The following is a 15,105-nucleotide window of genomic DNA, read 5'->3' as shown; positions in this document are numbered from 1 at the left end:
AAATTTTCATCATTTAATTTTGTATACGTTAGGGTATACAACTTACTAAGCCTTTAATATATTATTCAACTAAACGCTTAATAATATCTTTTGTTGGTAGAATTTTATTGGTATGTGCAATACTAGGTCCTGCAACCCAAACTGTTTTATAAGTCGCTTTTGTTGCAGCATTTTGCGTGGCTTTCATCCCGATGGAAAAACGTATCATTTTCACCCATTTCTTAAGGGTTTTACTTTTGTTTAAAAAGGATTCTATCCAAGTAGATTTGGTTCCTATTTTCTGAACATACGGCGTATTTATTACGGTACATGGTGTTCCAGAAATACGCTCTGTCATTACAATATCTTCAGCGCCATAATCTACACACGCTTGCTTATACTCTTCGGTTACTCCAGCTTCTAAAGATGCTATAAAAGGACTTCCTACAGAAACACCATCTGCTCCATAACTTATCATAGTATCAATATCGGCTTTACAACCTACACCTCCAGCAGATATTACTGGAATACTTAAATTCAATTTTAATTCTTTTATAAGCGCTTTTGGAGATAATTTACCGCGATGTCCTCCTGCCTCATTATTTACAGCAATAGCAGCATCGGCTTTTAGGCTTTCTACTTTTTTGGCAAAATGTAAATCTGTAACATCGCAAAACACTTTAATACCAACTTTGTGCGCTTGATTTATAGTTTCTTCTGGACTTCCTAAAGATGTAATTATAAAATCGCAGCCTTCTTCGCAAAGCACACGAAGTTGTTCTTTATATTTTATATTCGATTTATTTACTATTAAATTGAAACCAAAAGAACCGCCTTCTACTTTAGCCGCTTTTAATTCATGAATAGCTGCTTTTAGCTCTTCTAGCGTGCGGTAATTTAATGCTGGAATACAACCAGCAATACCACCTTTCATAGCTTCTATAACCATGGCCGTATTCGATACCAAAAACATTGGAGCCTGAATTATTGGGTATTTTATATTAAGTATTGTGGTGAGTTTAGTTTCCATTGCGTAGAATTAGTTTCTACAAATATAATAAAATATTATGCACGCATAACATTTCTCATATTACAGATATCAACTAATCAATAAACCGGTAATACACAGATTTTAAATAAGCACCTTCGGGAAATCCAATGGGATGATCGGTATCATGCTGTGTTTTAAGCAAAATATTATAATTACGCTTAGTAGATGCCAACACCTGACTATTAATATCATAAAAAGCCTGTGCTAGTACTCTAGAGGAGCAAGACGCCAACATAAGTAAGCCGTTTTTAGCAGTTAGCTTCTCGCCTAATTCTGCTAACTGTGCATATTTCTTTTTGGCGAGTTCTATTTCCGAAGCTTGCTTGGCAAAACTTGGTGGATCGATAACCACAACATCAAAAGTAATTTTATCTTTTATTAAGTTTTTTAATTCCACAAAAGCATCGCCGGCAATAGTGATATGCTTGCCTTTATATTTATTAAGCTTACCATTGTCTAAAGCAATTTCTAAAGCCTGCTTACTAATGTCTAAACTGGTAACTTCTCTTGCTCCATTATAAAGTGCATGCACCGAAAATCCGCCAGCATACGAAAACACATCAAGCACCGATTTATCGCTACTCCACTCACCTACTTGCTTCCTATTTGGTCTATGATCCAAAAAATAACCCGTTTTGTGGCCTTTTATCACGTTTGCTGAAAAGTTTACGTTGTGCTCTACAAACTTAACAACTTCATTTTTTAAAGTTCCAAAAACCACATCGCCATTTTCTAACTTATGTTTTTTAGAGTTTTCTAAACTTCGACTTAATCGAATAACTACTGTTTTACATTCTGAGATTTCTTGTAAATCCGGTATAATAGTTTCTATATACGGTAACCAAATTTCAGAATATATTTTTACCACTAAAACAGATGCATAAACATCGGCTATTAACCCTGGAAAACCATCATTTTCACCAAATAACAAACGATAACTATTGGTATTAGTTTTAAGTAAAGATTTTCGTTTAGCATAAGCTTGTTTTATTTTATGCTTAAAAAAAGTAGCATTAATCTCTACTTTTTCTGCGCTGCTGTGTAGCATTTTAATTCTAATTGGTGAATTAGCATCATACAAGCCTAAACCAATAACGCGGTTTTTATTTTTTCCAAAAATAATAGCCAAATCGCCAGACTTGGCGTTATCATTAATTTTGGTAATATTATCCGAAAACACCCATGGATGCCCCTGAACTACAAACTGTTCGCCTTTAGCGTTTAGTTTTACAGCTAACCTTTTTGGATTATAATTAGATTTTATTTTAGAAGAAAATAGCATGCTTAAAATTTACTGTAAAAGTACTTGTTTTCTTTGGGATAAATACAAAAACTATTTTCTAAAATAATCTTATAACAGCACGCAACCATTTATAATTTTTTTCATCTTTAGAAAAACTCAAACATGAATATTAAACTGACCATAATTTTAGCTTTTTTAGTTTTAAACCTAACCTCTTGCAGCGATGACACTGATTTTATTGATAGTTTATGGATTAATTCTGAAAAAATTGACGTTGAATCTTTTGCTGGAGGAACTCTTAATTGTTATCAAGCTCAAGAAAATAAAATAATTAACGAAAATGATTGGCAATATTTTTGTCAAAGTATAGAAGGCTTTGATGGTATATACGAAGAAGGCTATATTTATCAAATAAGTGTCAATAAAATAAAAATTAAAAATCCGCCACAAGATGGCAGTTCAGTAAAATATGAACTTATAGAAGTTCTAAGCAAAGAAATAGAGAAATAAAAAAAACGCAACCATTTCTGGTTGCGTTTTTATAACTATTAGCTTCTGCCTTACGGCTTCTGCGTTTTAATTTATTTTACTTCTTCGAAATCTACGTCTTCAACGTCACTTCCTTCAGCTTGAGCATCTCCTGCTCCCGCATCTGGTCCTGGTTGAGCGCCGCCTTGCGCTTCCGCTTGTGCTTTGTACATTTCTTCACTTGCTACTTTCCAAGCTTCGTTTATTTTATCTAAAGCAGGTGTAATAACAGCTAAATCTTTAGATTCGTAAGCTGCTTTCAATTCTGCTAAAGCATCAACAACTGGCTGTTTTTTATCATCAGATATTTTATCACCAAACTCTTCTAATTGTTTTTCCGTTTGGAAAATCATAGAATCTGCTTCGTTTAATTTCTGTGCATTTTCAGCTGCAGCTTTATCTGCTTCAGCATTTGCTTCAGCATCTGCTTTCATTTTCTCGATTTCTTCTTCGCTTAATCCAGAAGAAGCTTCGATACGGATATCTTGTTTTTTACCAGTTGCTTTATCTTCCGCAGATACTTTAATAATACCATTTGCATCAATATCAAAAGTTACTTCAATTTGTGGAGTACCTCTTCTTGCTGGTGGAATATCACTTAAGTGAAAACGTCCAATTGTTTTATTGTCGGCAGCCATTGCTCTTTCACCTTGTAATACGTGAATTTCTACAGATGGTTGATTATCTGCTGCTGTCGAGAATACTTGCGATTTTTTAGTTGGTATTGTAGTATTTGCTTCAATTAATTTAGTAAATACGTTACCCATAGTTTCAATACCAAGAGATAAAGGCGTTACATCTAAAAGTAATACATCTTTAACATCTCCCGTTAATACACCACCTTGGATACCAGCTCCTAGAGAAACAACCTCATCAGGATTTACACCTTTACTTGGCGCTTTTCCAAAGAATTTCTCTACAGCAGCTTGTACTGCAGGAATACGAGTAGAACCACCTACTAAAATAACTTCATCGATATCAGACTTAGATAAACCTGCAGCTTTTAAAGCAGACTCACATGGTTCGATAGTACGTTTTACTAAATCGTCAATTAATTGCTCGAATTTAGAACGTGTTAATGTGCGCACTAAGTGTTTTGGTCCACTAGCAGTTGCTGTAATGTAAGGTAAGTTAATTTCTGTTTGTGCAGAAGATGATAACTCAATCTTAGCTTTTTCAGCAGCTTCTTTTAAACGTTGTAAAGACATTGGATCTTTTCTTAAATCCATGTTTTCTTCAGCGTTAAACTCATCGGCTAACCATCCAATAATTTTCTCATCAACATCATCACCACCTAAGTGTGTATCACCATCTGTAGAAAGTACTTCAAATACACCATCACCTAATTCAAGGATAGATACATCATGCGTTCCTCCACCAAAATCAAATACTACTATTTTTTGGTCAGTTCCTTTTTTGTCCATACCGTAAGCTAAAGCAGCTGCGGTTGGTTCGTTAATAATACGTCTAACTTTTAAACCAGCGATTTCACCAGCTTCTTTAGTTGCTTGACGTTGACTATCGTTAAAGTAAGCAGGTACAGTAATTACCGCTTCACTAACATCAGTCCCTAAATAATCTTCTGCCGTTTTCTTCATTTTTTGAAGAATCATAGCCGATAATTCTTGTGGTGTATATAAACGACCATCAATATCAACTCTAGGCGTATCGTTATCTCCTTTTACTACTTTGTAAGGAACACGTTCCGCTTCGTTTTTAGACTCAGAATATTTGTTGCCCATAAAACGTTTAATAGAATAAACCGTTTTTGTTGGGTTAGTTACAGCCTGACGTTTTGCAGGATCACCAACTTTAATTTCACCGCCTTCTACAAAAGCGATTACTGATGGTGTTGTTCTTTTTCCTTCTGCATTAGGAATAACTACTGGCTCGTTACCTTCCATCACAGAAACGCAAGAGTTGGTTGTTCCTAAATCGATTCCAATAATTTTACTCATAATATATTTTTTATTTGTGTTGAAAATTCATTTTTAATTTCGAGTTGTATAAGTCAATCATTATGCCAACAAAAAAAACATGTCATAGTGTCATATTTATATTGTTACAGTCGTAGTAACAACAGACAGTAGTAACCAAATTTAGTAAAGCTTTAGTATTTTGGGTAATCATTGTTTTGTGGCGCAATAAAAAAGCGTAGGCTTTAATCATTGGTTTTTATTTTAAATTCTTGAATTTATTGATATTATTATTTCACTAGTTGCGCTCTTAAAGTCGGGAGTTCCAGCATGCCGTTCAATTCCTTAATCAAACTTCATTATCACTACGTAAAAAAACACACTTAAACTCCTAAAAAACAATAAATTAAACTCTACTTAACATATAACCTTGTTTGTTTAAAGTTTTATAACAATTACATCATATTTTAAAAATATTTGGAGCTTAATTTCACAAGCTAATTAATCCTATATATTATTATGAAAAAATTTTTACTAGTCCTCTCTCTCTTTATTTTTGGTCAGCTCAACGCGCAACTCAATCCTGGCGACATGGCATTTATTGGTTTTAATGCAGATGGTGACGACGATTTTGCGATGGTTACATTTGTAGATATCCCTGCGAACACAACAGTTTACTTCACAGATTCGGAATGGAATGGCAGTGCTTTTGGAACCGATGAAAACGATTTTTCATGGAATTCGGGAGCCGCTACCATAGCAGCTGGAACGGTTATTACTTTTTATACCATTAGTGAAACTCCATCCGTTTCCGCCGGTACTATTTCGGGAGAACCTGGTGGTATATCTGCTGGATCCGAAGCTATTTTTGCATTTTCAGGCACAGCACCACGTACACCAACACGCTTTATTGCTGCAGTAGCCAATGCTGGCTCTGCTTTTGGTGATTTATCGGGAACAGAATTAACTGTTGGTACAACTGCTATTACTTATCCAGATGGTACCGATATTGCACAATATAAAGGTACACGCACAGGCCTAGATATTAATGGCTTTTTAGTAGAGCTAAATAACATGTCAAACTACGATTTACAAGATAATGGTGACGATAATAGTGCTGATGGCATTGCTCCAGATGTGCCATTTAATACTATGCCATTTTCAATTTCATCAATTGACTCTACCTCACCATCTGTTGCCAATATTTCCGTAATTAATGCAAACACTTTAGAACTTGTTTTTTCTGAAAATGTAACAAAAAGTTCTGTAGAAGATCTATTAAATTACAATATGAATAACGCTGCTAGTATTTTGTCTATTACATATAATGATGCTACTAAAACAGCTACTTTAAACCATTCTGGATTTATTACAGGAAAAGCATATGTGCTTACCGTGAGTAATATTGAGGATATAGCTGGAAATACTCAAGAGTCAATATTTACGAGCCATGCCTTATATTTTAATAACACGGCTTCGGGTTTAATAATAACCGAAATTATGTATAATGCGCCTTCTGATAATTCTGATGCTTTAGAGTTTCTAGAAGTTTATAATAATAGTAACACTACCATAGAATTAGGAGGTCTTCAAATAAAAGATGAAGGGAACTTTATTTTCACCTTTTCGGAACAATCTTTAGCAGCTAATGGCATTATTCTTCTCGCAACAGACAAAACAACAGCTGATACATTTTATAGACAAACATTTATTGATATGCCACAAGGTATATCGAATGCCTTAGGAAATGGCGGAGAGCTTTTAAAAATTTTAAATACAGAAGGTTCAAGTATTTTTGAATTTGAATACGACGATAAATCTCCTTGGCCAACGGATGCTGATGGTAATGGCCCTTCAATCGAATTATTAAATCTTGATGCCGATTTTAACGATGGCACAAACTGGATAGCAACTACAAATTTTATCGGTCAATCTGAACAAAATAATGTTTACGCTACGCCAGGTGTATATTCACCGGCAACCAATGTTATGCCACAAATTACATTTGCTGCGGCGCATTACAGTATTGCTGAAAACAGTAACTCTGTTAACGTTGTTTTAGAAACATCAGTTGTCTCTGCTAATACCATTTCTGTAGATGTTAATTTGGTAACCGAGTTGCTTACGGCAACACAAAACACAGATTTTACTTTTGAAAACCTAACCTTTAGTATTCCTGCCAATAGTACATCTGCCGAAATTAATATTCCTATTATTAATGATAATGAAGCTGAAAGTGATGAATTATTCATTTTACAACTTTCAAATCCAGTTAATGCGGCACTTGGTAATAATGACATGAGTGCTGTTTATATTTTGGATAATGACAACACTGATAAAATAGCTAGCAACAATTTAGGGATTACTTATGAAACTAGCTATTTAGTAGATTCTAATGGTTCTGCGGAAATTTCAGTACATAGCCCAAGTTGCAAATCTTTATTTGTAATAAACTCAATCGCTCAGAAATTAGAAATACTAAACTTCTCTGACATAGATAATATATCATCTAAAAAAACGGTAGATCTATCTACTTACGGCGATCCAACAAGTGTTGCCTATAAAAACGGATTAATTGCAGTTGCCATCTCTAAAGGTCCGTTAGAAAATGGGCTTGTTTTATTTATGGACCATAATGGAAATAATATATCAGCTGTTACAGTCGGTAACTTACCAGACATGGTAGCTTACACTCCAGATGGAACTAATCTATTATCTGCTAATGAAGGCCAACCAAACAACGATTATTCGGTAGATCCTGAAGGTAGTATCTCAGTAATTGATGTTACTCCGGGTTTAGGCAACATAAATCAAAATCATGTTAACCTTTTAAATTTTAATGCTTTTGATAACCAAATAGAAAGTTTAAAAGCAGTAAATGTTCGTATAACTGGTCCAAATGCTACAGTATCTCAAGATGTTGAACCAGAATACATAACCTTTGCAAACGATTCTAAAACCGCATGGGTAACGTTACAAGAAAATAATGCCGTTGCGGTTATAGATTTATTAACAAATAGCATTACCAATATTATTCCTTTAGGTTTAAAAGACCATAGTTTAGTGGGAAACACGATAGATGCTTCCGATAAAACAGACTTTATATTTCATGCTAATTGGCCAATAAAAGGTATGTATATGCCCGATGCTATTGCCTCTTACGAAGTTAACGGAATTACATATTTAGTAACAGCTAATGAAGGTGATGCTCGAGAATACGACACTTACGAAGAAGAAGTAAAACTAAGTGATGTTACCTTAGACCCAACCAAGTTTCCAAACCAAGATTTGTTAGCTTTAGAAAGTAACTTAGGACGTTTAACCTTTACCAACGCAACTGGCGATACAGATGGTGATGGGGATTTAGACGAAATACATGCTTTTGGTTCCCGCTCTTTTAGCATTTGGAATGCAACCACCGGAGCTTTAGTTTATGATAGTGGAGACGATTTTGAGCGCATTACTGCAGCAGACCCAATTTACTCGGAACTGTTTAATGCTAGTAATAGCAATAATAATTTTAAAAATAGGAGCGATAATAAAGGTCCAGAGCCAGAAGGTGTCACTGTTGCCGAAATTAATGACCGCTTTTACGCATTCATAACTCTTGAGCGAGTTGGTGGCTTTATGACTTATGATGTTACCGACCCAAATAATCCAATCTTCATAAAATACATTAATAATAGAACTACAGGCGATGATGAAGGTGGAGATTTAGGTCCAGAAGGTATTATTTATATTCATCCTGAAAACAGTCCAAATGGTAAAGGACTAATCGTTCTATCCAACGAAGTGAGCTCAACCATTAGTATATATAGCATTAACAACATATTACTTAACACGGATAGCATTGAAGCGAACCATACGTTTAAAGTATACCCAAACCCTGCCAAATCGAACCAGACTATTTACTTTAATCAACCGAGTAATGTAAGTCTTTTTGATTTACAAGGACGCAATATACTCTCCAAACAAAACGCTACTCAACTAAATTTACCAAATTTATCGACGGGAACTTATGTTTTAAAAACAGGAGATAATGACAGTTCAAAACTGATAATCAAATAGACTTATAAAAAAAATCATTTTAAACAAAGCATCTTCATATTGACTGAAGGTGCTTTTTTTTATTTCAAAATTTAATTGAATAAATGGACATTAGAGCTTTTTAATTAATTTCAATTTACAATCTTTTAACTTTTCAACTATAAAAATTGATACAATATTTAATTCTTCTCTTAAAACATTATATATATTTGTCTCCAAATACAACGTTTTCGTAACTATGGAATGTATCTCTGTTTTCGATATGCTAAAAATAGGCATTGGACCATCTAGTTCTCACACCTTGGGGCCTTGGCGTGCTGCAGAACGCTGGATTAGCGAATTAAAAGCGAACAACACTTTTAATCTAGTCGAAACTATTCAGGTAGACTTATATGGCTCATTATCACTAACAGGAAAAGGTCATGCTACAGATTATGCTGTAATGTTAGGCTTAACTGGTGCCAACCCAGAAACACTACCAATAATTGACATTGAGACGACTATTGCTTCTATAAAAGCGACGGAAACAATACCTTTTAACAACGAGAAAACATTAAGTTTTCAGCCTGAAACAAACATCATTTTTAATAAGAAGTTTCTACCATTTCATTCTAATGGCATCACTTTTAGTACCATAATTAAAGGTAAAAAAGTGAAATCAACCTTCTACTCTATTGGTGGCGGATTTGTTGTGAAAGAAGAACGTAAAAATGCTAAAAAGAATTTTGAAATAAAATGCTCTTTTCCATATCCTATTGATAAAGGTTTAGAATTGCTTAAGTTTTGTAAAGACTTAAATAAACCAATCTCTGAAGTTGTTTTAGAAAATGAAAAATCTATTCGATCAGAAACGGAAATAGACTATGAATTGAAACGCATTTGGGATACCATGCTAGAATGTATGTATACAGGTTGCCATACTGAAGGGCATTTACCTGGTGGTTTAAATGTACGCCGGCGTGCTTTTGATATGCACACACGCCTACAAGGTACATCACCATATACAAGTCCGGTAGAATGGATTTATGCCATAAGAAATACCGAAGTTAAATTTCGACAAATATTGAAATGGGTAAGCTGTTTTGCCCTATCTGTAAACGAAGTAAATGCGGCTTTAGGTCGTGTTGTTACGGCACCTACCAATGGCAGCGCTGGTGTAATTCCAGCTGTATTGATGTATTATTTAGTTATTGAAAACCACGATGGTAATTTCGAGGATATTAAAAAATTTCTATTAGTTGCTGGAGAAATTGGCAGTATCTTTAAAAAAGGTGCCACAATATCCGCTGCTATGGGAGGGTGTCAGGCCGAAATTGGTGTATCGTCAGCTATGGCTGCTGGCGCTTTAACAGAACTACTTGGAGGGTCTCCGGAGCAAGTTTTAGTTGCTGCCGAAATTGCAATGGAACACCATTTAGGCTTAACCTGTGATCCTATTGGTGGCTTGGTGCAAATACCCTGTATCGAGCGCAATGCTATGGGTGCTATAAAAGCTATAAATGCTGCAGAATTAGCTTTAGACACAGACCCCAATAACGTAAAAGTACCTTTAGATAAAGTGGTTAACACCATGTGGGAAACAGCGAAAGATATGAATTCTAAATATAAAGAAACCAGTGAAGGTGGTTTAGCTGTAAGCGTTAACTTGTCCGATTGTTAATCCTTTATCTCGGTATTTTCCTTTTTAATACTTCTTAATTTTTCTAACGTAAATTTTAGATAAAAAAAAAGGTCTCCTCTCAAATTAATGAGAAGAGACCAGTAGAAAGTGGTTCTTAATACAAAATAGTAACCAACCAAATTTTAACCCTAACTTAAAGTTAACCTTGTATTCGTACTTGACTTTCCACTATATCTTTAATAGGAATTACCATTTTCCCTGTTGTTGTTTTTAATGTTACCGATATACCATCGATAGATTCAATTTCTCCTTTTATGTCGTTAAATTCTATAATTTGTCCAACTTCGTATATTTTTCTTGTGTAGAAAGTTTTAAATAAATCTCCTACCACTTTTTGTGCTCCTAAACCAACAGCTAAAGCAAAAGCTAATAAAAATGCCGCCAATATCATGGTAATGTTACTGGTAATTATTTCGGTATCTACACCTGCTTGATTTAGAGCTGTAATAGAAATAAAAATAAGAAGCAACATAAATACAGACTGGCTAATCATTTTTCCACCAGACAATTCCATCGATTCAAAAAATGTTTGTAACGATTTCTTAACAAAATTCGCAAACAATAAACCAATAACAAATATCGCTAGTGCTGTTATTAATTTAGGTAAATAACTTATAATACTCTTGATACCATCAGATATCATTGTTAAATTCAATAAATCGGTAACAATCATTATTAAAATAATATAGAGCATCCATTTTACGAACTTCGCTACAATATCAATAATATTAATTTTTATCTTTTTATCTCCAAATAAATCTATTTCATTTATTTTATCATCAAGCTTATCCGCCTTGATAAACCTTAATGATTTCTTTATAATATTAACTACTAGCTTAATAATTAATATTCCAATTATAATACCTATTATCGCTCCTGCGATAGTAGGCAACACACTTACAATACTCTCCCAAATTGTACTTAATGATTCTTTTAAACTGTCGACAAGGTTCATTTTATATAGGGTATTTTGGTTACTTATTTTCTACTTCTCATGGTTAGCTCTATTACACTCGATAAATTGTACGAAAACAATTCGGCTATTTCCATAATTAACTTGGCCATGGCAATATCGCTCATAACCTTGGCCTTCAGTTCTTGAGGAACTTCCTTTAAAGGCTTATTTATGTTTAAAAACGGGTTCTCCATTATCCAAGGTTATTGTTATAAACGTCTACTAATTTATCTTTAGCTCGTTTAATTCGCATTTTTACGGCACTTTCTCCTATACCTAAAACATCTTCAATTTCTTTTATAGTCAAGGAGTCTTGATATTTTAAAAGCAAAATCATTTTTTCCTCCGGAGAAATCAACTCTAATGCTATTTTTAATTTATCAACTTTCATATTTAGAAAACTACTATCATCTTCTTCATCTTCATAGAGGCTTTCTACATTTTCCGCATCAGCATAATCTACTGATTGCTTTTCTATTTTTTTCGCTGTATTTCTAGTTACATAATTAACACAATGATTATAAGTAAACGCATACAACCATGTTGAAAATTTTGAATTTCCTTTAAAGCTTGCTAATTTAACAAATAACTTTAAAAAAATATCTTGTGTTAAATCTTTTGCTTCATCTTCATCTTTAGCAAACCCCATGCATTTGTTATATACCAAGGTCGCATACCTATCGTATAGAACTTCAAAAAGCAGCGTATCATTGCTATGAACGATGCCTTTTATCAAATCTTCATCAGATTTGTTATTAATATTTGGTAGGGTTTTCAAATTTAGCTCACGCTAGTTTAAGGGTTACAATTGTTAAGACACGCATACATTTAAATGGTCACACTTTTTTTTATATTTCTTTAAAAAAACACAAAACAAAACTATAAACACCTAAAATAAAGATGTTTATACTTCAAAATAAAATTTAAATATTTTAAAATTAAATTTTGAAAGAATAAACCTTAACTAATCGATGTAAATTTAGCACAATTTTAAGAAAAAAAAGCTGTTTTATATCATTGCTTTTTATTAAGAACAGAAAAAAGGCTGCTAACCGAAATTAGACAGCCTTAAAAACTATTTTAATATTTTATCAAAATAAATATTGAGAACTATATATGTAATGCTCTATCTTCAGTTGCAGCTAATGCTGCTTCTTTAATAGCTTCTGTAAATGTTGGATGTGCGTGAGACATACGAGATACATCTTCCGCGGAAGCGCGATACTCCATAGCAACTACAGCTTCAGCAATCATATCGGCAGCACGTGCACCAACCATATGTACTCCTAAAATTTCGTCTGTAGCTTTATCGGCTAAAACTTTAACAAAACCATCTAAATCCATACTTGCTCTACTTCTGCCTAAAGCACGCATTGGAAATTGACCAGTTTTATATTCTACACCAGCTTCTTTTAATTGTTCTTCAGTTTTACCAACTGTAGCAACTTCTGGCCATGTGTAAACAACACCTGGAATTAAGTTATAATCAATGTGTGGTTTTTGTCCAGCGATAGTTTCTGCTACAAAAGTCCCCTCTTCTTCAGCTTTATGGGCTAACATGGCTCCTTTAATAACATCTCCAATGGCATAAATATTAGATGCGCTAGTTTGTAAATGCTCGTTTACATCTACTAAACCGCGATCTGTTAATTTTACTCCAGCAGCTTCGGCATTTAAACCATCAGTATATGCATGACGACCAACTGAAACTAAACAGTAATCGCCTCTAAACTCTACTTCTTCTCCTTTTTTATTATCAGCTTTAACTATAACTTCATCACCAACGCGTTCTACAGATTTTACTTTGTGAGATGCATTTATTTTGAATTTTTGTTTCTTTAAAACCTTATTTAATTCTTTTGACAGACCAGCGTCCATAGTTGGAATAATACGGTCCATGTATTCTACAACAGTTACTTCGGCTCCAAGACGTTTATAAACTTGTCCTAATTCTAAACCAATAACTCCACCACCAATAACAATTAGGTGTTTTGGAATTTCTTTTAATTTTAATGCTTCCGTAGATGTGATAACGCGCTCTTTATCTAATGTAATAAATGGCAATGTAGATGGTTTACTTCCGGTAGCTATAATAGTATTTTTAGCTTCAATTTCGGTAGTTTCTTCTCCAGCAATTGAAATATGTGTTGCGTCTTTAAAACTTCCTAAACCTTGATAAACATCAATTTTATTCTTTTTCATTAAAAAATCAATACCACCTGTTGTTTGATCGACAACTGCTTGTTTGCGGCTTATCATTTTTTCTAAATTCACTTTAATTTCACCAGGGATTTCAATACCGTGTTCTTCAAAATGTTTTACAGCATCATCATAATGGTGTGAAGAATCTAAAAGGGCCTTACTCGGGATACATCCTACATTTAAACAAGTACCACCAAGGGTACTATATTTTTCAATAATTGCAGTTTTCATTCCTAATTGTGCACAGCGAATCGCTGCTACATAGCCTCCTGGACCTGAGCCAATAACGGCTACATCGTATGAATTCATAATATTTTTTTGAAGTTTATTATTGTAATATAAAATCAAAAATACGAATGTTTTATGGGAAGTCAATAAAAAAAATAACTTATCAAATAGAATTATAAGTCTTCTATTTCTTTAGCCTAATTATTTAAAATTCACTCATTAAATCCTTTAAATTGTAAATTATCACTAAATTGGTTAACCAATTTAACAGTTTTCAATTAAACTTCTATAATAGTTTCCTTTGCTTTATAAACATAGGTGTATAGCCACATAAGTGTAAATGTTGGAATAACGTCTAAACCAGGCGCTGCTTCTTCTAGAAAAGAAATTACAGCTGCTATTTTACCGGGTTTACCTTTGTAAAGCTTCGTCATTAACCAAGCTGAAACAGGAGCCCATACCACATCGGTAAATTCTCCAAAACCTGGAATTACGAAAGAGACGTAACCTAAAGCATCAAAGGCAATACTTATGGCTAATTTTTTGTATTTGTTCATTTAAATAGTAATTTATACTTTTTTATAAACAAGAAACATACCAAGTTTATTGAAAGACTACTTCCCTATTAATTTTAAAAACTCGTTTCTAGTTTCAATTTTCTCAAATTGCCCTCTAAATCCAGAAGTTGTGGTTATGGAGTTTTGTTTTTGTACACCGCGCATCATCATGCACATGTGCGATGCTTCAATAACAACAGCAACTCCTTGAGGTTTTAAGGTATCGTTTATACAATCTAAAATTTGTTCTGTTAAGCGTTCTTGCACTTGTAAACGTCTAGCAAAGACATCTACAATTCTAGGCAATTTACTTAAACCTACAATATGGCCATTTGGAATGTAGGCTATGTGCGCCTTTCCAAAAAACGGTAATATATGATGCTCGCAAAGTGAATACAACTCAATATCTTTTACAATAACCATTTCATTATAAGACTCCTTAAACATAGCGCCTTTTAATATTTCAACAGGATCTTGATCGTAACCTTGAGTTAAAAACTGCATGGCCTTTGCTGCACGTTCTGGAGTTTTTACTAAACCTTCGCGCTCGGTATCTTCACCTAAATCTTCAATGATGTTTCGGTATCTATTTTTAACATCATCGGTAACCTGCATATTGTATTCTTCTAGCTTTCTGTAAGGCATCTTGTACTATAGTTTAATTTTGAAAATAAATATAAGTCTAAAAAAGGACTATACAATAAAATTGATTCAAAAT

At 33.6% G+C, this 15,105-nt stretch carries 12 protein-coding genes; 3 read left to right on the top strand and 9 right to left on the bottom strand.

Features of this window, described 5'->3' with window-relative positions; all coding sequences use genetic code 11:
- Positions 1-61: 61 nt before the first annotated feature.
- A complete protein-coding gene (locus tag ACJJV4_RS18845; protein WP_405296946.1) occupies positions 62-1,009 on the bottom strand; it encodes an NAD(P)H-dependent flavin oxidoreductase in 948 nt (315 codons plus the stop codon).
- 73 nt (positions 1,010-1,082) lie between these two features.
- The gene (locus ACJJV4_RS18840) at positions 1,083-2,312 is read right to left on the bottom strand and encodes a class I SAM-dependent rRNA methyltransferase (protein ID WP_405296945.1); all 1,230 of its coding nucleotides are present in this window, start codon (positions 2,310-2,312) and stop codon (positions 1,083-1,085) included.
- 123 nt (positions 2,313-2,435) lie between these two features.
- Between ACJJV4_RS18840 and ACJJV4_RS18835 the strand changes: the two genes are divergently transcribed.
- Positions 2,436-2,783, top strand: a complete 348-nt coding sequence (locus ACJJV4_RS18835; protein WP_405296944.1) for a DUF4377 domain-containing protein — start codon at positions 2,436-2,438, stop codon at positions 2,781-2,783.
- Positions 2,784-2,854: 71 nt separating this feature from the next.
- On the opposite strand, the gene dnaK is transcribed toward ACJJV4_RS18835, so the two are convergent.
- Entirely contained in the window at positions 2,855-4,759 is a 1,905-nt protein-coding gene (dnaK, locus tag ACJJV4_RS18830; RefSeq protein WP_405296943.1) for a molecular chaperone DnaK, read from the bottom strand.
- A gap of 477 nt (positions 4,760-5,236) precedes the next feature.
- On the opposite strand from dnaK, the gene ACJJV4_RS18825 reads away from it, so the two are divergent.
- Positions 5,237-8,785: a choice-of-anchor I family protein gene (locus ACJJV4_RS18825; RefSeq protein ID WP_405296942.1), complete on the top strand. Its 3,549-nt coding sequence runs from the start codon at positions 5,237-5,239 to the stop codon at positions 8,783-8,785.
- Positions 8,786-9,002: 217 nt separating this feature from the next.
- Positions 9,003-10,424 (top strand): L-serine ammonia-lyase, encoded by a 1,422-nt coding sequence (locus tag ACJJV4_RS18820; protein ID WP_405296941.1) that lies wholly within the window; start codon positions 9,003-9,005, stop codon positions 10,422-10,424.
- Between the two features lie 160 nt (positions 10,425-10,584).
- Here ACJJV4_RS18820 and ACJJV4_RS18815 read toward each other — a convergent pair whose 3' ends face one another.
- From ACJJV4_RS18815 to folE, 6 genes are all read right to left on the bottom strand, one after another.
- Positions 10,585-11,400 carry a mechanosensitive ion channel family protein gene (locus tag ACJJV4_RS18815; protein WP_405296940.1) on the bottom strand — a complete coding sequence of 272 codons (816 nt, stop codon included), beginning with the start codon at positions 11,398-11,400 and terminating at the stop codon, positions 10,585-10,587.
- Positions 11,401-11,423: 23 nt separating this feature from the next.
- A complete protein-coding gene (locus ACJJV4_RS18810) occupies positions 11,424-11,594 on the bottom strand; it encodes a hypothetical protein (protein WP_405296939.1) in 171 nt (56 codons plus the stop codon).
- Positions 11,594-12,178 (bottom strand): RNA polymerase sigma factor, encoded by a 585-nt coding sequence (locus tag ACJJV4_RS18805; RefSeq protein WP_405296938.1) that lies wholly within the window; start codon positions 12,176-12,178, stop codon positions 11,594-11,596. Before ACJJV4_RS18805 ends, ACJJV4_RS18810 begins: the two co-directional genes overlap by 1 nt.
- Before the next feature lie 332 nt (positions 12,179-12,510).
- Complete coding sequence (gene lpdA / locus ACJJV4_RS18800; RefSeq protein ID WP_405296937.1) at positions 12,511-13,911, bottom strand: dihydrolipoyl dehydrogenase; 1,401 nt, start codon at positions 13,909-13,911, stop codon at positions 12,511-12,513.
- A 197-nt stretch (positions 13,912-14,108) separates the two neighbouring features.
- On the bottom strand, positions 14,109-14,387 hold the full coding sequence (locus ACJJV4_RS18795; RefSeq protein WP_042494720.1) for a hypothetical protein: 279 nt from the start codon (positions 14,385-14,387) through the stop codon (positions 14,109-14,111).
- 57 nt (positions 14,388-14,444) lie between these two features.
- Positions 14,445-15,032, bottom strand: coding sequence for a GTP cyclohydrolase I FolE (gene folE, locus ACJJV4_RS18790; protein WP_042494719.1), 588 nt, complete (start codon positions 15,030-15,032; stop codon positions 14,445-14,447).
- Positions 15,033-15,105 lie beyond the last annotated feature (73 nt).

Origin of the sequence: Algibacter sp. Ld11 (assembly GCF_045066735.1) — a bacterium.
Classification (GTDB): domain Bacteria; phylum Bacteroidota; class Bacteroidia; order Flavobacteriales; family Flavobacteriaceae; genus Algibacter.
This window is presented reverse-complemented; position numbering and strand designations above follow the sequence as displayed.